We start from the raw sequence: 25249 nt of genomic DNA, 5'->3' as shown, positions 1-25249 counted from the left end.
AAAGTATCCAATAAATCATAATTGATACCCTGCCTTGTTTACAAGGTGGGGTTTATTCGTCGCTTATGATTGAAAACGGTATTAGCAATTCTTAAAAGGAGGGGGAATTAAAATTATGCAAAATTCAAAGCACTCTCAAATTGCTAGCACTCCTCAACACCCGGCAATTATTGTACTATCGGCCAAAAATGAGGAGCGTCTAAAAGAGCAGGCGCAGCAACTGTTGGTCGCGATCGAGGAGTGGCAATTCGCCGATGCCAGGTTAGCTGATATGGCCTACACCCTCCAAGTGGGGCGGGAAGCTATGGAAGAACGTCTGGGAATGATTGTAAGCTCAGTCGGGGAGCTCGCCGAAAAACTGCAAGGTTTTCTGGAAGGCTGGGAAAGAGTAGAAGATTTCCATCGGGGTCAGGTTAAGCGGAGTAACGAGACGCTGGCGGTATTTGCGGCTGATGAAGATATGAACCAGGCTATCAGGGCCTGGATAAACAAAAGAAAGTATGGGAAATTGTTAGACCTTTGGGTCAAGGGTCTGATCCTTGATTGGACCAGTCTTTATGGTGATAGCAAGCCCCGCCGTATCAGTTTGCCTACTTATCCCTTTGCCAGGGAACGCTATTGGGTGCCCAAGGTTGAGAGTAATTCTATGGGCAGTGCAACTGCAACCGCAACAAGAACTGCTTTCATCCATCCTTTATTGCAGCAGAATACTTCGGACTTCTGGGAACAGCGGTTCAGTTCCACCTTTACCGGGCGGGAGTTTTTCCTGGCCGATCATGTCATAAACGGGCAGAGGATATTACCGGGAGTGGCTTATCTGGAAATGGTCCGGGCAGCAGTGGAACAGGCAGCCGGCGAATTAAGAGAAGAGCAGGCCGGGCTGCAGCTCAAAAACACAGTTTGGGTCAGACCGGTTGCCATAAGGGAACAACCGCTTACGGTCCACATCGGACTTTGCCCCGAAGACGACGGCGATATTGCCTATGAAGTCTATAGCCGGCCCGAAACGGCTGATGCCGAGCCGGTAGTGTACAGCCGGGGCAGTGCGGCGCTGATTCCGCCGGCGGAAGCTCCCGCCTTGGATCTTAAAGCTTTACTGGCAGAGTGCGGTCAAAACAGTTTCAGTTCCAGCCAATGCTATGAGGCCTTTAAAAGGGTGGGGTTCGCCTATGGTCCGGGACTGCAGGGGATTGAAAAAGTATATGCGGGGCAGGGCCAAGTATTGGCCAGGCTGTCTTTGCCTGCGGCCCTAGCCGATACCAAGGACCGATTCGTCCTGCATCCCAGCTTGCTGGATGCGGCCTTGCAGGCGTCTTTGATGCTGAATCCCGGTGAGGTCAAGCCGGCCCTGCCTTTTGCCTTGCAAAAGCTTGAAATCTTCGGCAAATGCACCGCCGCAATGTGGGCCTTGGTTCGGTACAGCGGCGGCAACCAAGCCGGGGACAAGGCACCAAAGCTTGATATCGATTTATGCGACGGGCAAGGGAATATTTGCGTACGGCTGAAAGGATTATCCTTGCGTGGACTGGCAGACGAAGCCGACGCGGCAGAGACCGGGACAAATACCGGCACCCTGCTGCTCCATCCTTGCTGGCAAGAGCAATCTGCCGCCCCGGCAGCCATACTTCCCGGTTATGATCAGCATTTAGTGCTGCTCGGCGAAGGGGCTTCTGTTTTCCGGGAAAGCATTGAAACCGCAATGACCGGGGTGCGCTGCCTTACCCTGGAATCGCCGTCAAAAGGCATGGCGGAACGGTTTCAAACCTATGCTATTCAGGCATTGGAAGAAATCCGGCGCCTTCTCCGGGAAAAACCCTTGGGGAAGGTGCTGATTCAGATTGTTGTTCCCCAACTTTTTTCCGGCCTTGCCGGGCTGTTGCAAACCGCGCGGCTGGAAAATCCCAAACTCATCGGACAGCTAATTGAAATAGAAGCTGATGACGATGCCGCGGGAATCATCGCGAAACTGCAAGAGAATAGCCGCAGCCCGCTTGATAACCGGATTCGCTATCAGGACGGCAAACGCTGGGTTGCCGGCTGGCGGGAAGTGGAAACGGCTGCGGAACGGGTGAAGATCCCCTGGAAAGATGGGGGTATCTATTTAATCAGCGGCGGCGCCGGCGGTCTGGGACTCATTTTTGCCGAAGAAATTGCGGGGCAGGTTAAGGATGCAACCTTGATCCTTACAGGAAGATCGGCGCTGAATGAGGATAAAGAGGCGCAACTGAAACCATTGGCGGCAGCGGGCGCACGGATTGTCTACCGGCAAGCGGATGTGACCCGGGAGCAGGAAGTTGCCGGCTTAATCCGGAGCATCGGGAAGGAATTCGGCAGTCTCAACGGCATTATCCACAGTGCAGGAGTAATCCGCGACAACTTCATTCTGAAGAAAAGCAGGGAAGAAATGCAGGCAGTGCTGGCGCCCAAGGTCAGCGGACTGGTCAATTTGGATCAGGCCAGCCGGGATTTGCCGCTGGATTTCTTCATCTGCTTTTCCTCGGTGGCGGGAGCCGTCGGCAATATGGGCCAAGCCGATTACGCCGCCGCCAACGCTTTTATGGACGCTTATGCCGGCTATCGAAATTCACTGGCGGCGGCAAACCAGCGTTGCGGCCAAACGCTGTCCATTAACTGGCCGTTATGGCAAGAGGGCGGGATGCAAGTTGACGCCGGGACGGAAAAGATGCTGCTGCAAAGCATGGGTATGGCCGTCATGGGGACCGCAACCGGCATCCAGGCTTTGTACCAAGGCCTGGCCGCCGGCAAGGACCAGGTGATGGTGATGGAAGGCAACCTTGCCCGGATGAAGCAGGAGTTGCTCTCCCAGACGACGCCACCTGCTGCTTTACAATCTCCCCGGGATTCTGAAATAGCCGGTTCGCCAACCAAGATCAATACCGGCAGCTTATTGAACAAAATAGAAGCTGCCCTGATGCAAACTGTAGCCAAATTACTCAAAGTTAAGCCCGAAAGTATTGATGTCGACACCGAACTGAAGGAGTATGGATTTGATTCGATCACCTTTACTGAATTTTCCAATCGAATTAACGAAGAATATAAACTTGAGCTGGCACCCACCATATTTTTTGAACATTCGAATCTCAATAGTTTTGCCAAATATCTGACAGAAGAATATCAGACTGTACTAGCCGTCCAATTCACGGTACCGGCCGGAGAAGAGGAAGCAAAGGAAATAGAAAAGCCGGCCGGTAAGAAACAGCGTTCCCGTTTGGCCGGCAGGGTGGCGTTAGCCGCAGCACAACCGGCTGCAACCGTTTCCGAACCCATAGCGATTATCGGCATGAGTGGAAAATTCCCGCTGGCCGGAGACCTGGACGAATTCTGGGAAAATCTCGTTGCCGGCCGGGATTGCATCATGGAAATTCCCCCAGACCGCTGGGATTGGCGGGAGTATTACGGCGATCCGGCAACCGAGGCAAATAAAACCAACGTCAAATGGGGCGGTTTTATTGACGGCGTCGCGGAGTTCGATCCGTTATTCTTCGGCATTTCCCCCCGGGAAGCCCAGCTCATGGACCCGCAGCAGCGGCTGTTGATGACCTATGTTTGGAAGGCGATGGAAGATGCCGGTTATGCGGCGCGAAGCCTGGCGGGAACGAAGACCGGTATTTTTACGGGAACAATGAGCAGCGACTATCGGGTCTTGGTTTCCCAGGCCGACGGGATTGAAGGTTACACATCCACCGGCACGGTGCCTTCGGTGGGACCGAACCGGATGAGCTATTTCCTCAATATTCACGGACCCAGCGAACCCATTGAAACCGCCTGTTCCAGTTCCCTGGTAGCCATTCACCGGGCGGTGAGCGCCCTGGAAAACGGCAGCTGCGAGATGGCGATCGCCGGCGGCGTCAATACCATTCTGACGCCGGATTTTCACATCAGCTTTAACAAAGCCGGCATGCTTAGCGAAGATGGACGGTGCAAAACCTTCTCGGATCAAGCCAACGGCTATGGACGCGGCGAAGGAGTAGGAATGATTTTCCTCAGGCGGCTAAAGGATGCGGAAGCGGCCGGGGACCATATCTACGGCGTGATTCGCGCTACGGCCGAGAACCACGGGGGCCGCGCCAACTCTTTGACGGCGCCTAACCCGAAAGCCCAGGCGGAACTGCTGAAAGATGTGTATACCAAAGCCGGCATCGATCCGCGGACCGTTAGTTACATTGAGGCCCACGGGACAGGCACGGAACTGGGCGACCCCATTGAAATCAACGGATTGAAGACCGCTTTTACAGAACTGTACCAGGCTGCCGGCGGCAGCCTGGTTGCCGAGGCCCATTGCGGCTTGGGATCGGTAAAGACCAATATTGGGCACCTGGAACTGGCGGCCGGGATTGCCGGTGTAATCAAAGTCTTATTGCAGCTTAAGCATAAAACCCTGGTCAAAAGCCTGCATTGCGACACGGTGAATCCGTACATCCGGCTGCAGGACAGTCCGTTTTACATCGTGGGGGAAACGAAGGAATGGAAACCTTTGCAAAATGCGGCAGGCCGGGACATTCCCCGGCGGGCCGGCGTAAGCTCCTTTGGTTTTGGCGGCGTCAACGCCCATGTGGTGATCGAGGAATATACGCCGAAGGGGCAAAACTGGCCGCCCATCCCGGTCCCTGCCGGGAAACCGGCCATTATCGTGCTGTCGGCGAAGAATGAAGAGCGGCTTGTCGAGCAGGCGCAGCAATTACTGGCTGCAATCGAGGAAGAAGAATTTGCCGGGATAAGCTTAGCCGACATAGCATACACGCTGCAGGTGGGGCGGGACGCCATGGAAGAACGCCTGGGGGTAATTGTAGGATCCGTCCGGGAACTGGCGGACAAATTGCAGGCTTTTGTGGCCGGCCGGGAAGGTGTGGCAGGTCTGTACCGCGGGCAGGCCAAACATAATAAAGAAACCCTGGCCGTTTTTGCCGGGGAGGAAGATTTACAAACGGCAATTGATGGCTGGATAGGCAAAGGAAAATATGAGAAACTTCTGGCTCTCTGGGTTAAAGGTTTGATTTTTGACTGGAGCAAGCTTTATGGCGACAGCAAACCCCGGCGCATCAGCTTGCCCACCTATCCCTTCGCCAGGGAACACTACTGGGTATCCCCCAGCGGCGCTCAACCCGGCAACAGTTCGGCCGCAGCCGCAGTCACGGCAGCAGCCCTTCACCCGCTGCTGCATCAAAACACCTCCGATCTTTCGGAGCAGCGGTTCAGCTCCACCTTTACCGGGCAGGAGTTTTTCCTGGCCGATCATGTAGTAAAGGGGCAGCCGGTTTTACCCGGGGTAGCCTATCTGGAAATGGCCCGGGCGGCAGTGGCGCAGGCGACAGGAAGTTTCCAAGCCGGTCAGAGCGGGATCCGACTGGAAAATGTAGTATGGGTCCGGCCCCTTGCCGTGGGCGAACAGCCAGTTCAGGTACACATTGGGCTCTTCCCGGAAGATAACGGTAAGATTGCTTTTGAAATATATACGGAAGCGGCCGGCGCCGGACCGGTAGTGCACAGCCAGGGCAGCGCCGTGCTGAGTCCGGTTGAAAAAATTCCCCCGGCGGATCTGCCGGCCTTACAGGCTCAATGCAGCCAAAGCACTTTTTCCGCCAGTCAATGTTACCAGGCGTTTCAAGCCATGGGCCTGCAATATGGCCCGGGACACCAGGGGATTGAGATGCTGTATGCGGGAGCGGACCAGGTGTTGGCGAAATTGTCTTTGCCGGCCGCTGTTGCCGATACCCTGGAACACTTTGTCCTGCACCCCGGTTTGCTGGATTCCGCCTTGCAGACGTCAATCGGTTTCCTGCTGGGCGCCGGTGATCCAAAAGGTAAAGCCGCCCTCAAGCCGTTCCTGCCATTTGCGCTTACGGCGCTTGAAATCCACGCCGGCTGTACTGCCGCCATGTGGGCGCTGATCCGCCGCAGTGACGGCGGTAAAGCCGGGGATAAAGTGCAGAAACTGGATATTGACCTCTATGACGCTCAAGGAAATGTTTGTGTGCGGATCAAGGGATTCTCGTCCCGAGGGCTGGAAGGCGAGGTAGGTCCGGCAGGGAAGGCGGCGACTCCCGGCACGCTGATGCTCTATCCCGGCTGGAAAGAACAAGCCGTTGCCCAAGAAGCTGCAGCCCCTGCCTATGTTCAGCAGGTGGTGATGCTCTGCGAGCCCAATAACATTTCCCGGGAAACCATCGAATCCCGGATGAGCGGGGTGCGTTGCCTCACGCTGGCGTCCGAACAGGACGGCATTGAGAAATTTCCCGACTATGCCGCCCAGGTATTTGAAGAAATCCAAAGCATTCTTAAAAGCAAACCTGCGGGCAAGGTGCTGCTCCAGATCGTTGTTCCCAACCGGGAGGAACAGCAATTGTTCACCGGCCTGGCCGGATTTCTGAAAACAGCCCGGTGGGAAAATCCCCAAATTATCGGGCAGTTGATTGAAGTGGAACCGGATGAAGATCCGGCAGGAATCATAGAGAAATTGCAGGCGGACAGCCGAAGCATCATAAATAGTCAGGTTCGCTACCAGGACGGCAAGCGCTATGTTGCCGCCTTGAGCGAAATGGAAGCCTCACCGGCAGCAGGAAGAATTCCCTGGAAAGATCAGGGAGTCTATTTAATTACCGGCGGCGCCGGCGGCCTGGGACTCCTTTTTGCCCGGGAAATTGCACAAAAAGTCAAGGATACCACCCTGATCCTCACCGGCCGCTCCCCGCTCACTGCCGACAGGCAAGCCAAGCTTAAGCAGGCGGAAGCCCAGGGCGCCCGGATTGTCTACCGGCAAGTCGATGTGACCCGGGAGAAAGCAGTCGCCGACTTAATCCAAAGCATCCAGACCGACTTTGGCGGCCTCAATGGCATCATTCACAGCGCCGGTGTGATTAAGGACAACTTCATTATTAAAAAGACGAAAGCTGAAGTCTTGGAAGTGCTGGCGCCCAAGGTCACCGGCCTGGTGCATCTGGATCAGGCCAGCCAGCATCAGCCGCTGGACTTTTTCATCCTCTTTTCATCCGGAACGGGAGTTTTCGGCAATGCGGGCCAGGCCGACTATGCAGCCGCCAACGCCTTTATGGACGCCTATGCCAGATATCGCAATACGCTGGTGGCCTCACAGCAACGCCGCGGTCAAACCCTGTCGGTCAACTGGCCGTTGTGGCAGGAGGGCGGGATGCGTGTGGATGCGGAAACCGAAAAGATGCTGCGGCAAACCACCGGTATGGTCGCCATGGGGACAGCAACCGGCATCCGGGCCCTGTATCAGGGCCTGGCCTCCGGCCAGGATCAGGTCCTGGTGATGGAAGGGGAACTTAAGCGGCTGCGGGCGGCATTCCTCGGGGAACAGACGGGAACGGCAGCCATAAACGCGCCCAATGCCCCTCATACCAGAGAAGAAAACAAAGCCGTACCAGCCATTGACCAAAATTCATTCCAGGAAAAAGCCGTAAATTACTTCAAAAGACTGCTTGCCACCGCCATTAAGCTGCCGGCGCACCGCATTGAAGCGGCTGCGCCGCTGGAGAAATACGGAATTGATTCCATGATGGTCATGCAATTGACCAATCAATTGGAAAAGATATTCGGTTTATTGCCGAAAACATTATTTTTTGAATACCAAAACATTAAAGATTTAACCGGCTATTTCCTGGAAAACTATCGCGGCCAACTGACAGAATTAGTGGGAATTGAGGATATAGCGGCGGCGCCCGCCGGCAGTTACCGGAATTTAGCGGCTGTGACCGAGGCCGAGGCCGAGGAACTGACCGCCGGCAGCCGCCGGCGTCTGCGCTTTGCCTCGCTGCGGCCGGAGAAGCGGGAAGAAACAGCGGCCTTGGACATTGCCGTCATTGGGGTCGCCGGCCGCTATCCCCAGGCGGATAATATCCGGCAATTCTGGCAAAACCTGCGGGACGGCAAGGACTGCATCACCGAAATCCCTAAAGAGCGCTGGGACCACAGCCTGTACTTTGACGCCGATAAAAATAAGCCCGGCAAAGCCTACAGCAAGTGGGGCGGCTTTATTAACGGCGTGGATCAGTTCGATCCGCTGTTTTTCAATATTTCACCGCGGGAAGCCCAAATCATGGATCCCCAGGAGCGGTTGTTCCTGCAGTGTGTCTATGAAACCCTGGAGGACGCGGGCTATACCCGGGAAACCCTGGGCCTGCGTCAGGACTTTGGCCTGGGGGGCAATGTGGGGGTATATGTCGGGGTGATGTACGAAGAGTACCAGCTCTACGGCGCCCAGGAACAAATCCAGGGCCGGCCGGTCGCCGCGTCCGGCAACCCGTCGTCCATCGCCAACCGGGTATCCTATTTCTGCAACTTCCATGGACCCAGCCTGGCGGTGGATACCATGTGCTCCTCTTCTCTGACCGCCATCCATCTGGCCTGTCAGAGCCTGCAGCGGGGTAACTGCGAAGCGGCGATTGCGGGCGGCGTCAATGTTTCCATTCATCCCAACAAATACTTGATGCTTAGCCAGGGCAAGTTCGCCTCCAGCAAAGGCCGCTGCGAAAGCTTCGGCCAGGGCGGCGACGGCTATGTGCCGGGAGAAGGCGTGGGAGCCGTGCTCCTAAAACCGCTGGCGAAAGCCGTTGCCGACGGCGACCACATCTATGGCATCATCAAAGGGACCGCCCTCAATCATGGGGGAAAAACCAACGGCTACACCGTTCCCAATCCCAATGCCCAGGCCAGTGTCATTGGCCGGGCCTTTCAAGAAGCCGGGATTGATCCCCGGACCATCAGTTATATTGAGGCCCACGGCACCGGCACTTCCCTGGGGGACCCCATTGAAATCACCGGCCTGACAAAAACCTTCCAGGCATACACCCAGGACAAGCAGTTCTGCGCCATCGGCTCGGCCAAGTCCAACATCGGCCATTGCGAGAGCGCAGCCGGCATTGCCGGGGTAACGAAAATACTGCTGCAGTTAAAGTATCAGCAACTGGCGCCTTCATTCCATTCTCAGACCTTAAATCCCAACATTGATTTTAATAATACTCCTTTCGTGGTCCAGCAGGAACTGGCGGAATGGAAGCGGCCGGTGGTTGAAAAAGGCGGCGAAAGCAAAGAATATCCGCGGATTGCCGGCATCTCGTCCTTTGGGGCGGGCGGGGCAAACGCTCACATCGTTATCGAAGAATATATAGCCCGGGACCCGGCCCGGCCGCCGATTGCGGTCAACGCGGGGAATCCGGCCATTATCGTGCTGTCGGCAAAGAATGAAGAACGGCTGCGGGAGCAGGTGCGGCAATTGCTGGCGGCGATTGAGGAGCGGCAATTCACGGATAATGATTTAGCCGATGTGGCTTACACCTTCCAGGTAGGCCGGGAGGCCATGGAAGAGCGCCTGGCGGTATTGGCGGGATCCGTCAGGGAACTTGCGGAAAAACTGAAAAGTTATGCCGATGGCCGGGATGGCGGCGGGGAAGTGTACCGGGGACAGGTAAAGCGCAATAAAGAAACCCTGGATGTTTTCGCCGCGGATGAAGATATGGCCAAAACAGTCGCTGCCTGGATTACCAAAGGAAAGTATGCAAAGCTTATCGACCTTTGGGTCAAAGGCCTCATTGTTGACTGGAACCGGCTGTACGGAGACGTCAAGCCGCGCCGCATCAGCATGCCTACCTATCCTTTTGCCAAAGAACGGTATTGGTTATTTGACGCCACTCTTCCCGCCAAGTCTGAAGATCGCCCCCAACAAGAGAATACTTGTTTATCTCCTCAAAGTAATGTTCAATTTGACGTCACGTTTTATGACAAACTAATTGATGAAATAATGAATGACATTATAAGTATTGATGTTGCCGTTCAAAAGGCGAAAAATGTGTTTGCAATATAAAACTATAAAACGGGAGATCTCATAAATATATTTGGGAGGATAATGATATGAAGGATTTTCTAGAATATATTTTGGGTGAGATAAAAAGTGAACGACTACCGAAAACAGATGCGATAGATTTGATACGTCAATTTCATACTAAAATTGTTTCCGATAAGTCTTATTTTCTTCATCCCCTGCTTCAGCAAAACACCTCCGACCTTTCCGAGCAACGCTACAGTTCAAATTTTACAGGGCAGGAATTTTTCCTGAAGGATCATGTAGTGCGAGGACAGCGAATATTGCCAGGAGTGGCCTGTCTGGAAATGGCCCGCGCAGCTGTGGCACAGGCAGCCGAGCCTTTGAAAGAGAACCAGACCCGGGTATGTCTTAAAAATGTGATTTGGGCCCGACCTATTGCTGTAGCAGATCAACCGGTACAGGTACACATTGGCCTATTTCCGGAAGACAGCGGAGAGGTTGCCTATGAAATCTATAGCCGGTCAGAAGATGCTGACGCAGAAACTGTAGTTTACAGTCAGGGCAGTGCTGTGACCAGTGCGGTTGACGAAGTCCCGGCCTTGGACCTTCAGGCCTTGCAGGCTCAGTGCAGCCGCAAGATCCTTTCGTCCGTTCAATGTTACGAGGCCTTTAAGACCATGGCGATGGATTATGGTCCGGCATACCAAGGAATTGAGAAGGTGTATGTGGGTTATGATCAAGTGTTGGCTAAGTTGTCTTTACCTTCATCTGTCTCCGGTACGCAAGACCGGTTTATCCTCCATCCCAGTTTGATGGATTCAGCCTTGCAGGCATCAATAGGTTTAATGATGGATATCAGTAATACAGGCGGCATAGCGCCCCGCAAGCCGGCGCTACCCTTCGCACTGCAAGAACTCACAGTCCTGAATAAATGTACTCCCGTCATGTGGGCGCTGGTCCGGTATAGCGAGGGCAGTCAAACCGGGGATAAGGTGCGAAAACTCGATATCGACCTCTGTGACGAACAGGGGAATGTATGTGTGAAGATGAAGGGCTTTTCAGTGCGGGTGCCGGCAGACGAAATGGATGCGGTAGGCGTCCCGGCCGCTCTTGAAACGTTGCTGCTTACCCCTTGCTGGCAGGAACGGGCCATTCCCCAAGAAGCCACAGCCCCTGACTATTACCGGCAGTTGGTGATGCTTTGTGAACAAGGTGGAATTTCCCGGGAAAGCATCGAAAGTCGTATGAACGGAGTACTTTGCTTAAACCTGCAATCCGAAGAGAAAGGCCTGGCGGAACGGTTCCGGGCCTATGCCATCCAGGCCTTTGAGGAAATCCAAAGCATTCTTAAAGGTAAACCTAAGGGCAAGGTGCTGATCCAGGTTGTGGTTTCCGCCCAGGACAAACAGCAACTCTTCGCCGGACTATCCGGACTCCTGCAAACAGCTCAATTGGAAAACCCTTTACTAATAGGGCAATTGATTGAAGTGGAAGCAGGTGAAGATACAGAAGAAATTATAGAGAACCTAAAAGACAATAGCCGAAACTCCCTGGATAACCGGATACGCTACCAGGACGGCAAACGGTATGTTGCGGGCTGGAGCGAAGTGGAAACTGTCGGGGAAGCAATGAAAATTCCCTGGAAAGAGCGGGGGGTCTATTTAATTACCGGCGGCGCCGGCGGTCTGGGACTAATTTTTTCCAAAGAAATTGCGCATAAAGTCAAAGATGCAACTTTGATCCTTACCGGCCGGTCGCCGCTAAGGGAGGACAAACAAGAGCAATTGAAGGAACTGGCGGCCATGGGCCCCAGGATAGAATACCGGCAAATGGATGTAACCCAAAAGGAAGCGGTTACCGACTTAATCCAGAATATCCGGGAGGAATTCGGGAGCCTTCACGGCATAATCCATGCCGCGGGAGTGATTAAAGACAACTTTCTTATCAAGAAAACCAAGGAGGAATGGGAAAAAGTCCTGGCACCCAAGGTCACCGGAATGATAAATCTGGATCAGGCCAGCAAGGACATACCCCTTGACTTCTTCATCCTGTTTTCTTCTTTTGCCGGGGCAATGGGCAATGTGGGTCAGGCCGACTACGCCACTGCCAATGCGTTTATGGACGCTTATGCTAAGTATCGAAATACTCTGGCGGCTGCAAACCAACGCCAGGGTCAAACGCTCTCAATCAACTGGCCGCTGTGGCAAGAAGGCGGCATGCATATAGACCAGGAAACTGAAAGGACAATCATGCAAAACAAGGGCATAATCGCCATGAGGACCAAGACCGGCATCTACGCCTTGTATCAAAGCTTAGCCTCCGGCCAGGACCAGGTCATGGTGGTGGAGGGGGACCGCCAACGGCTTCAGGCGGCCCTTTTGGGACAAGCAGCCGGTATAGAAGCCGTAAAAGCGCTTTCTAGCAGTGAAGAAAACAAAACAGTTTCCGCTATTGGAGAAGATATACTGCGGGAAAAAGCAACCCATTACTTGAAAATGTTACTTTCATCAGTCATTAAGCTACCGGTACAGCGCATCGAAGCGGATACGCCTATGGAAAAATATGGGATAGATTCGGTCATGGTCATGCAATTGACTGATCAATTGGAAAAAACATTTGGATCATTGCCTAAAACGTTATTTTTTGAATACCAAACTATCCAAGAACTAACCGGCTACTTTGTTGAACGCTATCAGGACCAACTGATAGCATTACTGGGCATTAAACAAGAAAAAGCAGCCGCAACTGCCAAAATTTCTGAAGATTTGTCAGTTGTGGCGGGATCTTATAAATCAAACGTCAAGAGCCGCAGGCGTTCCCGTTTTGCATCCCTTCGTATCGGACCCCAGGAGGAAAAAACGGCCTTGGATATTGCCATCATCGGTGTTTCCGGCCGCTATCCCGGGGCGATGAATATCCGGGAATTTTGGAAAAACTTACGGGACGGCAAGGACTCAATTACGGAAATCCCCCAAGACCGTTGGGACCATAGCTTATATTTTGATGAAGATAAAAACAAGCCCGGCAAGACCTATAGCAAGTGGGGCGGTTTCTTGGATGATATTGATAAGTTTGATCCACTACTTTTTAATATTGCCCCCCGAGATGCCCAGGGGATTGATCCTCAGGAAAGGATTTTTTTAGAGACTGTATGGGAGACTATGGAGGATGCCGGCTATACCCGGACCCGAATGGGAAGGAGTGCTAAGGTTGGCGTGTTTGTGGGGGTTATGTGGGGCGAATATCAGCTCCTGGGAGACGGCATCCGGGAAAATTTTGTACCGCCGGCTCAATCATTTGCCTCGATTGCTAATCGCGTTTCATATTTTTACAATTTCCATGGTCCGAGTATTGCTTTAGATACAATGTGCTCATCTTCGTTGACAGCAATTTATTTAGCCTGCAACAGTATTTGCCGTGGCGATTGCGAGATGGCGATGGCAGGCGGAGTTAACCTTTCATTACATCCGAATAAATATGTCCAGTTAAGTCTGAACAGATTTTTGTCCGGTGACGGTCGTTGCCGTAGCTTTGGCGAAGGCGGGGATGGGTACGTGCCGGGTGAGGGTGTGGGAGCTGTTCTGTTAAAACCATTAGCAAAAGCTATTGTGGATCAAGATCAAATTTATGCTGTTATTAAAAACATTTCTGTCAATCATGGCGGCAAGACCAATGGATATACAGTCCCTAATTTGAATGCCCAAGCCGATCTTATAGCCGAGTGCCTGGAAAAAGCTAAAATTGACTCCGGTACGGTTACTTATATTGAGACACACGGTACTGGTACAGCACTGGGTGATCCCATTGAAATTAATGGTTTAACCAAGGCCTATAGTAAATATACCCAAGATAAGCAATATTGCGCAGTCGGATCTGTGAAATCCAATATTGGGCACTTAGAACCAGCCGCGGGGATTGCAGGTCTAACCAAAATACTACTGCAATTAAAACATAAACAAATTGCACCCTCATTACACGCTGGGAAACTTAATCCGAATATTGATTTTGTTAACACACCGTTTTATGTACAGCAAGAGTTGGCCGAATGGAGTCCCTTAGAAAAAATTGAAAATGGCATTGCCAGAAAGCTTCCCCTAAGAGCTGCCATGAGTTCTTTTGGCGCCGGGGGAGCAAACGCTCACATGATACTGGAAGAGTATAAAAGTGTAATAAAAGCAGATAAACTTCAACACACTTTTTCACAAATTATGGTGCTTTCAGCCCGGACAAAGGATTGCTTGTATGAATACGCAAGGCGAATACTCAATTTTTGCAATAGTTCCAGCGTAATTGGTGAAGAGGGAAAAGAAAAACTGGATTTCGCAGACATGGCGTACACATTGCAAATCGGTCGAGAAGCTATGGATGAAAGGATGGCCATTATCGGCAAGAACTTGGCGGATTTTATTGATGGCTTAACAAAATTTTTAAATAGCCCGAAGACTTCATCTGATCAGGATACCATCTTTTATGGATGCGTAACCGGAGCACCATCACTACTATTTAAAGATCAGTTCGGGGATGAAGTCCTTGACCGCCTGCTCCAGCAACGCGATTTAAGAAGATTAGCCACTTTATGGGTTGAAGGTATTACAGTACCATGGGAAAAGCTTCATTATGGGAATGCGGTGCGGCGCATTTCACTACCTACATATCCATTTGAACGGAAAGTTTATTGGATTGCCGGCGAAACAAAAAAGGATGAAAAACTTAAGCCGGATGTTATGGCAAGATCACTGAATGACGAAAAATCATTGCCGCGTGTACCGGTTACGGAATACGCTATGGAAAAGAAAACTACTACCAGTGTTCGCGAAGTTCAAGACTTAATCAGGTTGGTTATTGCGCAAAATTTAGGCATGGAACTAAATGATTTGAATATAGAAGCTGATTTTGCTGACTATGGTCTCGACTCCTTGAGTCAAATGCGAATAATTAATGATCTGCAAAAAAAATTTGGCGATATAATCTCCCTTACAGACTTTTTTGAACAAAATACAGTTAAAAAACTGGCGGAGTATATTATAGGAAAAATTGACCGGGCCGGTCGTGTCGTTGATAAAACGATAATGAGAAACGAAGAGGAAGAAATAGGTCAAAACAATGAAGAAAAATTAAATTCTATAACAAATCAAGCTGCCAAATTTCCGGATAAAACTATTGCACTTAAGACCAAAAACATACTATTAAACGGTGTTACCGGTGTTTTGGGCGGGAGACTGATTCGAGATTTCCTGGAAATGACCGATAGTATGCTCTATTGTCTGGTAAGGGCGAAAGATCTTGAACAAGCAAGGCACCGGATTCAAACTATGCTGGAGGTTCATGACCCGGACCATAGCTTATTATCAGAATTTGACAGTCGCGTAATCCCGGTCTTGGGGGATATAACTCAATCTCTTTTGGGAATGCAACCGGCACTATATGAAGAATTGACCAGAATAATCGACATGGTTGTTCATAGTGCCGGAAAGACAAGTCTTCACGGATTATATAGTGAAGTGAAAGAGGTGAATGTCGATGGGACAAAAAACATGATTAACTTTACATTAAGAACCCAACAAAAATATTTTATTCACGTCTCCACCATTGCCGTTATGGGTGATCGCCAGTATAAAGCAGGTGAAACTTTTAAAGAAAAAGATTTTGATTTGGGACAAAAATTCGAAAACCTAGGCTATGCAAAGTCAAAGTTTGAAGCGGAACAAATAGTCCGTTCCACCCAGGGTTTAAAATGGACAATCATGCGGTCCGGTTATATTATGGGGGATAGCGAGAAGGGATATTATCCTTTTAATATCACCGGAGTTCCCGGCATATACTATGATTTTTTAAAAACAGTAATTGATTTAGAAATGGTTGTAGATAGTTCTTGGTATTATGATATAACGCCTATTGATTATGTTAGCCGGAGCATGGTATGGCTTGCTACATCCTTGAAGGACTTGTATCAAACATACCATTTGTCAAATCCCGACTATCCGACGCTAAAAGACATTGGCACTATCATTAGCAAGTTGGGTTATCCGCTAAGATTTGTCAGTATTGAAGAATACATGAACTTTTTACGCAGTGAAAGCAATCATTATCGTTCCATTACAACAGATTTGATGTTGTTTAACCCTGCGATGAGACCAGCAGGTGGAAATTCATGCGCCGATACCACCTATACTGCGGAAGTATTGGCCCAAGGGGGGATAAATTGCCCCAAAATTGATGAAAAATTAATTGCGACCTATTTAGATTATTGCATCAAGATTGGTTATCTCGAAAATAGTATTAGTCCCAATACTTTTTGGAACTGGCATATTACAAATTATGATTTTGTTGAAAAAATAATTGGCAACAATACTACCAGTCCTTTTTCCCAGTATTGCTGAGTAAAAAAGGAGGAATATGATGGAAAATATTACAAGAGAGAATTTCTTTGAGGGTTTGGAGATAGGTTCTGTGTCGGTAAAATGGGTCCGCAGGACAAGTTCGGGAAAACACTTTATGGGGATAACACGACATGAAGGAAATCCGAAAGAAAAAGTCCAAGAGATTTTTAAGCTCTACTCTACTGAAGAAAAGGTCAAAATGGTGGTCACCGGTCAAGCTGCAAAGGAAGTTCTTGATTTGCCGTACCGTTCTGAAACGGAATGTTTAGAAAAAGCATTGGCGCATTTTGCTTTAAAGCCAGATATTTTACTTTCACTCGGTGGAGAGGTGTTTAGTATTTACACATTAAAAAACGGGCGAATTCGAAATATCATTCCATCATCAAAATGTGCTGCGGGAACAGGAGAGTTTATAGTCCAACAGTTCCAAAGGATGGATTTGACATTAGAAAGCGGAATTCAGGAGAGCCGTAAAGGGAAATTAGTCGACTTGGCTACCCGTTGTTCCGTTTACTGTAAATCGGATGCCACCCATAAACTTAATAAAGGAGAATGCAGCCGTTCAGACATCGCCAAATCACTTATTAATGATCTGGCTAAAAAAGTTTATAAAATGGTTGAATTGGCGCAATGGGAATCTAAGTCTATTGTTGTTATAGGAGGACTTACATTAAATGAGCCATTTATTGAGCACTTAGGCGAGTTATTTAAGGATTCAGAGCTGAAAGTTTTGGATGAAAGTCCTTGTTTTGAGGCTTTTGGAGCGTCTCTTTTCGCTGCCGGTCTCTCTCCCCAGGAAGCTGTTTACTATTCAAGCATCGGTTTTAAAGAGGCCATAGAGCCCTATGGAATTTTGAATCCTTTACGAGAAGCAGAAAAACTACTTGATTATAGGGCAATGGGCCGTCATTCCCAGGAAATAATAGCAGGGGCTGATTATATTATGGGAATCGACGCCGGCTCGACTACTACTAAGGCAATTCTTTTTAATCAATCACGTGGAACAGTTGATGCAGGCTGCTATTTGCGGACGCATGGAAATCCCGTGACGGCGGTGAAGAATTGCCTTCAAAAATTGATTGAGCAGGTTGACGACAAAGAAATCAATGTTGTTCAAATTGCGGTTACAGGGTCAGGCAGAGGAATTGTTTCGGTATTTTTTGAAAACTGTCCAAGTTTCAATGAGATTTTAGCTCATGCCAGGGCCGCTGTTATGGAAGTGCCGGATGTGGATACTGTGTTTGAAATTGGCGGGCAGGATTCGAAGTTTATTTCGTTTTTAAAAGGAATCCCGGTTGACTACGCAATGAACGACGGCTGTTCTGCCGGAACGGGTAGCTTTCTTGAGGAGTCAGTTTCTGTGGATATGGGAATTTCTGTTAGCGAAATCAGTAATAGGGCCGAGAGTAGCCTTCAGCCAGTCGGTTTCGGAGAAAGGTGTGCTGCTTTCATTAATACTGATTTGCGAAATGCCTTGCAACATGGAGTGCCGCAGGAGGACGTTATCGCAGGCCTTGTTTACTCAATTATCAGGAATTATATTTCACGTATAGTCGGTGTGAGAGCAGTAGGAGACAAATTGTTATTTCAAGGTGGAGTCGCTCTGAACAAATCGGTTGCATTAGCGATAGCGGCTTTAACTCAACGGAAAGTAGTTGTACCTAAATACCCGGAGTTAATGGGATGTGTCGGTAGCTGTCTAATGGCACAAGATATGATCAACGAAGGTTATCTCTTGCCAAAAACCTATGACTTGAAAGAGTTATTCAAAGGTACTATGGAAGTCAAGGGAACATTTAAATGCCCTGCTTGCGAAAATATATGCGAAATTAAGAAGATTAAAGTCCGGGGCAAGGAAATCCCCTTTGGCGGGCTTTGTTCCAAGTATGAGGTGAAGCACAGGCAAAAGCAGTTCAAGAATGAAGGCCAGGATTTAACTGTGATTCGTAATCAAATGATGTTTGAAAAGTATGGAGCCGAAACATTATTGCATCCTCGCGGCACGATAGGCATTCCTCAAGCTTTAAGTACGTTTGAACTCTACCCTTTTTACGCCAAACTAATCAACGAATTGGGCTTTAATGTCGTTTTATCTAAAATTTCGAAAGAAGGAAATTCAAAAACTAGAGGATCAATCTGCTATCCGTGTGAAATCGCACACGGTGCAGTTTATGATTTATTGAATCAAGGTGTCGATTATATCTTTTTACCGCATGTCGTTGACGGAGGTAACCCGGATTATAGCTTGCATAGCTATATTTGCCCTTCTGCGACAGTCATCCCGGATTTGATCCGCATTGCTTTTAATATTGACAGTGGCAGGCTATTGCATCCCGTGATCGGTTTTTCCGATGAACTTAAGGAAACATCACTTAAACAGATCCAAAAGTTGGGGGAACAGTTGGGGTTCAATAAAAGAAACGCTTTAAAAATTGGTGAACGTGCGTTTACTCACTATGAATCTTACAAAAGGGAATTTATGCAATTTAGTAGGGAAAATTTGCACGAAATACTTGCAGAGCCGACGGTAATACTCGCTGGAAGACCTTATATATTTGGTTCCGCTGAAGCCAATTTGGCGTTACCGCGGAAAATAACCAGCAGGGGATATAATGTAATCCCCGTTGATATGCTGCCGCAATTAGAAAATAAAGGATATTACCACGGTAATGTTTGGCGTTTTACCCAACAGATCGAAAATGCGGTTGCTTACGTAAAAAAACACCCTAACGTTTATATTTGCATGGTATCCTGTTTTTCTTGCGTACCTGATGCCAGTATGTATCATATATTCCGCCGCGAAATGGCAGGCGAAATATTTTGCTATTTGGAAATCGATTCACAAACTGCTCATGCCGGCTTTGAAACCCGTGTTGGTGCTTTTTTGGATATTGTCGAACTTAAAGAGCGGCAAATGGCTGGAGTCAGCTAAAATTCAGATTGGAGAGAGAAATAAAATGATTGAGCAAAGTTTTAAAAGTGCTGCTTTTTCCGAGGATTTTACCTATGTTATTGATGCTTGCAGTAATAAAATTAAGACTGACGACCGGAGGGTGGTATTTATCTGGCCGCTTACAAATAATTCAACCCCTTTTGTTAAAAGCATCCATGAAAAAAAGGGTTGGCGTATCAGACTTTGCAAACCATACACCCATGAAATATTGCATAATGTAAAAAAATTGAGTAGTGGCAGAGAATGCCTGTCGTTTAATTTCCTGGCAGGAATATACTATACAGATATCATGGAAAATTATGACAAGGATGATATATTGGTCTATTGGGGGATTGAGCAGGAAGGCCCTTGCCAGTGTGGCGCTTGGCCTGATGTTTGGAAGGTCCTTACGGAAAGGTTAGGAATCTCTAATGCTATTTATTCGGTAAATCTTACTTTAAAAAATAATTACCTTGGGCAAGGAATGATGTTTGGCAGACAAGTACTAAGTGCAATCATTCTGGGCGATTTATTCGATGAAGCAGAATGCACTTTAAGATGCCTCGCGCTAAATAAGGAAGAAGCATTAAAAATATTCAATAAAGAAATGATGAAAGTAGTCTCCAATTTTCATAAGGGAATATTGGCGATTGAGAGGTCCTTAAAAGAATGGGCCAATAATATAAGGAAAATTCCGTTGAAAGCTACGGTGGAGGAGACTCCTAAGATTTTGATATTTGGGGGGGGGGTCTTGCCATTTATAAAGGAACCTATAAACGAATATTGTTATCAACAAGGGGTTATTCCCAAGATTGTGGAGTTTCATGAATTTTTGCTGACTATTTTTTCCGAATACGCAAGGCGCTACGGATTTAAGAGGGGATATGATAATTTAGACCAACACTTGGATTGGGGATCGCTGATCATGTCATTATTTAATTCCCAATTGAACCTGCGGGAATTAAAACTTGCCATGTCCTCACGTCTGACTTTAGATCTTGCTAATTTTTTGAATCACCGGTTTCGAAAAGCACTTCAAGGATCGGGTCTTCTTTTTGATAAACATGTATCTTTGGCAAGTCTTCTGAAAGATGGCCACCAGTTTATAAACCCCAATATATTTAATGAAGCTGATATACCGGTAGGGAAGTATTTAAAAACGATGCAAACGGGAGTTTTCGACGGATTAGTCCATGTAGCAGTATTTACCTGTCAAAACTCAATAAACGCGCAAGCTGTCATTCGAGCTTTAGCCCATCGATACGATATTCCTTTTGTCGGTCTGGAATTGGAAGGACCCTGGTTATCAACAAACCACCATCGACTATTAGAAAACGTGACAGTCCAAGCGAGACGTTTACGGGAAGCAAACAATGCGGTTTGAACAAGGCCTGCGCTCTGTAACAGGTAATAAACTTAATATCGAAATCTTGATGTCCGGCATAGCCGGACGTTCATTTTTTACGCATTCAAAAACGAAAAAATCCTCTAAGTTTATGAAAAATACATTGCTGAGGTGATTTGTTTGAAAGTATCCGGAGGTAAAATATCAAAGAACATAGCGAAAGCATATATTTGCCTGTTTTTGTTAACATGTATGATTATTATTGGCTGTTCTAAAACACAGACTGTGACGGAAGAAATACCGTTAGTGCGCACACAAGTTGTAAAAGAAGATTTGCATGAGGCAAATAGTGGCTATTCCGGTGAGGTACGGGGACGGTTCGAAAGCCAGTTGGGTTTTCAGATTGGTGGGAAGATTATTAAACGCAATGTGGACCTGGGTAGTGTAGTCAACCGTGGTGATGTTCTGATGAAAATTGACCCTAAAGATATTCAACAGACTGTGAATATTAATTCAGCTCAGGTATACTCTGCTGACTCACAATTAAGACTTGCGGAAAGTAACCTCAACCGCTACCGTCAGTTATACGAACAGAACGCTGTCAGCCGGGCCCAGTATGAGCAGTATGAAAATGCTTATGATGTTGCCGTAGCCGCTCTTCGTCAGGCTTCGGCCCAATATGCCCAAGGCTCTAATCAACTGAATTACAGCGTGCTTCTTGCAGATAGTGCCGGAGTAATTTCCAGCGTCAATGCTGAAATCGGCCAGATAGTAAGTGCCGGCCAGTCCGTTATTACGCTCGTTAAGGACGGTGAACGGGAAGTGGAAATCAATATTCCGGAAAATCGTGTTAAAGAACTTCGTAATGCGCAACAAATTCATGTCGCGTTTTGGGCTTTACCGAATACCGTGTTGGACGGAAAAGTTAGAGAAATTTCGCCTGTGGCCGATAAGGTATCCCGTACATATAAAACCCGTATCAGCTTGGTGGACCCTCCACAGGACATTAAGCTGGGTATGACTGCTAATGTAACGATTGAAGATCCCAACAGTCAAGAAAAGTTATATATTCCACTGGCGGCGATTTATCAGACAGGGGAACAACCTGGCGTTTGGGTCATTACGAACGAAGCGGTTACCTTAAGACCCATTAAAATCGGGACTTTCGGTGACGGGAAAGTTCAGGTCCTTCAAGGACTGCTGGCAGGAGATGTTATCGTTACGTCAGGAGTGCACAAGTTGCGCGAAGGACAACGAGTGCGTATCGTGGGTGATGTTCAATGAAACATATCAATTTAACCGAATGGGCGCTTAATCATAAACAACTGGTATATTATTTCATGGTGGTCACGCTGCTAATAGGCAGTATTTCCTATTTTCAATTGGGACGCATGGAGGACCCGGATTTTGTAATCCGCACAATGACTGTTTCCGTAGCTTGGCCAGGAGCCAGCGCTCGCCAGATAGAGGAACAAGTCACCGATAAAATTGAAAAAAGACTGCAGGATACACCGGGGTTAGACTACCTCAGAAGTTTTTCCCAGCCAGGGCAATCCTTAATCTATGCTACTCTAAAGGAAACCGTAAATCCTAAGGATGTCCGGGCGACCTGGCTTGAAGTACGCAACATGGTAAATGATATCAATCAGACGCTGCCCCAAGGCGTTGTCGGGCCATACTTCAATGACCGGTTCGATGATGTTTTTGGCAGTATCTATGCACTGACTGCCGACGGATTTACCTATGAGGAAATGCGAGAAAGGGCAGAGAAAATACGGCGGGTTTTGTTAGGTGTAAAAAATGTTAGGAAGGTTGATCTTATTGGTGTTCAAACAGAAAAAATCTATATTGAAATGGAAAGCAGCAAGTTGGCGCAGCTTGGAATTGATCCCAATGTAATCGTAAACACGGTACAAACGCAAAATGCTATGAATGCCTCCGGAATGATCGAAACAGCAGCTGATAATGTTTACTTACGCGTTACCGGAATGTTTGAAGACATTGAAAATATCCGCAACTTACCTATTCGTGCCAATGACCGTACTTTCAGGCTAGCTGATATTGCCAAGATAGAGCGAAGTTATGTTGATCCAATCGGACCTAAGATGTATTTCAATGGTCAGCCAGCAATCGGACTTACAGTTTCGATGGAAAAAGGCGGTAATATCATAACGTTGGGCGAAGATCTGGTAAAGACTATGGAACAGGTTAAAAAGGACCTGCCTCTTGGCTTAACGATTAACCAAGTGTCCAACCAGCCTAAGGTGGTTGAGGAATCGATCAACGAATTTATTAAGACCCTGGGCGAGGCTGTAATCATTGTCCTTGCTGTAAGTTTTTTAAGCCTTGGCATGCGTTCGGGACTTGTTGTCGCCTTATGCATTCCGCTAGTTATTGTTGGCACATTTGCCTGCATGAGACTGACAGGAACGGATTTGCATAAGGTTTCATTGGGAGCATTAATTATTGCCTTAGGATTATTGGTAGACGATGCTATTATTGCCATAGAAATGATGTCCGTAAAAATTGAGCAAGGCTGGGACCGGTTTAAAGCTGCCTGTTATGCCTATACAGCTACTGCTTTTCCTATGCTGACCGGAACGCTTATTACGTGTGCCGGCTTCATTCCTATATGGCTAGCTAAGGGCGACACTGCGGATTTTACCGGTAGTATTTTTACAGTGGTTACCATTGCCTTGCTGATATCATGGTTAGTATCCATTTTGGTAGTTCCCGTACTGGGATATAAACTGATTAAGACGAAGTCTGAAATAAAACAGGGGCATAACGTATATGATTCCCAATTCTACCGACTTTTTCGACAGGTGCTTACTTGGTGTTTGTGTCATCAGAAACTGGTACTTGGTATAACGATGGCGTGTTTTCTCGGAGCTATCGGTTTAATGCAATTTGTAAGACAAGAATTTTTCCCTCTGTCTACTCGTCCGGAACTCATTGTTGAAATGACGTTGCCGGAAGGGGCTTCCCTCCAAGCGACTGAACAGGAAGCTCAAAAATTTGCCGGGTATCTTGATGGCGATCCCAACATTGAAAATTATAGCTACTATGTTGGCCAAGGCGCTCCCCGTTTTGTATTGACTCTCGAACCTAGACTTCCGGCCACCAATTTTGCCCAGTTTATTATTGTGGCCAAAGATGTAAAAACGCGGGTAGAATTGACTCAGCGAATAAATACACTGTTAGCTGAAAAATTTGCCGCGATACGTGGACATGTCAAATTAATACAGACCGGCCCTGATGCTCCTTATCCTGTCATGCTCAGAGTATCCGGAGACGATCATGAACAAGTCAAAGCAATTGCCAGACAAGTCAGTGACGCTATGGCGGCCGATCCAAAGTTCCTCAATATAAATTTTGACTGGAACGAAAAAAATAAAGTCATGCTTTTGGATGTTGATCAGAACAAAGCACGAATGCTTGGAATAAACAGTCAGACTTTGGCATTTGCTCTGCAAACTCAGCTTTCTGGTGCGCCGGTGGCACAATTTCGGGCAAAAGATAAGACGGTTGACATTGTGTTTCGTATGGACTATCAAAACCGGAAAGATCTAACGGACGTAAAAGATCTTCCCATTCACATCGGTGATGGAAGATTTGTACCATTGGATCAAATTGCCAAAATAAGCTATGAGGCGGAAGAAGGCTTAATTTGGCGACGTAATCTTAAACCGGTGATAACAGTACAGGCCGATGTGGTGCCGGGAATCACCGGCGTTGATGCAACAAAGCAAATATACGAAGCTCTCAACGATATGCGTAAAAGCTTACCTTCAGGCTGTAGTATTGATATTGCAGGTTCACTCGAAAGAAGTAGTTCATCCATTGAATTTCTGCTCCAGCCTGTGCCAATCATGATTATCATTATTCTCACCTTGCTAATACTTCAGCTTCAGAAAATATCGCTCATGATTTTGACAGTGTTGACTGCGCCGCTTGGCATTATTGGAGTTAGTATAACCATGCTCTTGACTCAACGGCCAATGGGTTTCGTATCTCAGCTTGGTATTTTGGCGCTTAGTGGCATGATTATACGGAACTCAGTTATCTTGATAGACCAGATTGAGCAGCATATCAAAGCCGGAGAAAAGCCGTGGGATGCCATCATCGACTCGGCAATATTAAGATTTCGTCCAATTATGCTCACCGCAGCAGCGGCCATATTCGGGATGGTTCCCTTGGCGTTGAGTAACTTCTGGGGCCCGATGGCAGTCGCCATTGCCGGCGGCTTATTTGGTGCCACTCTATTGACGCTGTTGGTTTTACCAACTATGTATGCGGCATGGTTCAAAGTGAATCCCAATATGGATAAGGAGCATAACAAACAGTTCATGCATTATAAAGACGCTTGATATTAAGTAACTCCAAAATTGCCGAAAAGATATTATATTGGCAGTAAAAAAGACATCTGGGAATGAATTTGACTTTTCTGTTAGGACTATTTTTGGCGCCGTGCATAAGCTGTAAACGCATATCGTTAGAACAAGTGTTAATATAAACATTAAAAAAATTTATCGATTAGTGAGCAGGAACAGGAAAAGGCGCGATAATAAGTTCTTGCTTGACAGGATGAAACTCATATGTTATCGTAAAAACAATTAGGAGTTTTGCTGACCGGAAAACCGGAGGCAGTCGGTGGCTGTTTTTATAGCCCCTGACTGCCTCTTTTTGTTTTCCCCAAAAATAATATGAGCAGGCTTGAAGCACCAAGTTGACCCAACCTACCCTCGCCAGCAAATTCGGAATTCGACATAAACCAATTTTCGTTCTTT

General features: G+C 47.9%; 6 protein-coding genes. All 6 read left to right on the top strand.

What is annotated here, in order from left to right; translation table 11 throughout:
• Positions 1–115 precede the first annotated feature (115 nt).
• The 6 genes from MAMMFC1_RS20385 to MAMMFC1_RS20360 all read left to right on the top strand — a co-directional run bounded on the left by MAMMFC1_RS20385 (position 116) and on the right by MAMMFC1_RS20360 (position 24829).
• Positions 116–9841, top strand: a complete 9726-nt coding sequence (locus MAMMFC1_RS20385) for an SDR family NAD(P)-dependent oxidoreductase (RefSeq protein ID WP_126310240.1) — start codon at positions 116–118, stop codon at positions 9839–9841.
• Positions 9842–9888: 47 nt separating this feature from the next.
• Complete coding sequence (locus MAMMFC1_RS20380) at positions 9889–16182, top strand: SDR family NAD(P)-dependent oxidoreductase (protein ID WP_126310239.1); 6294 nt, start codon at positions 9889–9891, stop codon at positions 16180–16182.
• 19 nt (positions 16183–16201) lie between these two features.
• Complete coding sequence (locus tag MAMMFC1_RS20375; RefSeq protein ID WP_158618831.1) at positions 16202–19114, top strand: acyl-CoA dehydratase activase; 2913 nt, start codon at positions 16202–16204, stop codon at positions 19112–19114.
• Positions 19074–20498, top strand: coding sequence for a hypothetical protein (locus MAMMFC1_RS20370; protein ID WP_158618830.1), 1425 nt, complete (start codon positions 19074–19076; stop codon positions 20496–20498). The genes MAMMFC1_RS20375 and MAMMFC1_RS20370 overlap by 41 nt, the downstream gene beginning before the upstream one ends.
• 213 nt (positions 20499–20711) lie before the next feature.
• Entirely contained in the window at positions 20712–21743 is a 1032-nt protein-coding gene (locus MAMMFC1_RS20365) for an efflux RND transporter periplasmic adaptor subunit (protein ID WP_126310826.1), read from the top strand.
• On the top strand, positions 21740–24829 hold the full coding sequence (locus MAMMFC1_RS20360) for an efflux RND transporter permease subunit (RefSeq protein WP_126310236.1): 3090 nt from the start codon (positions 21740–21742) through the stop codon (positions 24827–24829). Before MAMMFC1_RS20365 ends, MAMMFC1_RS20360 begins: the two co-directional genes overlap by 4 nt.
• The last annotated feature ends 420 nt before the right edge of the window (positions 24830–25249 follow it).

Origin of the sequence: Methylomusa anaerophila (genome assembly GCF_003966895.1) — a bacterium.
Lineage (GTDB): Bacteria > Bacillota > Negativicutes > Sporomusales > Sporomusaceae > Methylomusa > Methylomusa anaerophila.
The sequence above is the reverse complement of the archived record's forward strand: the minus strand, read 5'-3'. Positions and strand labels throughout refer to the sequence as shown.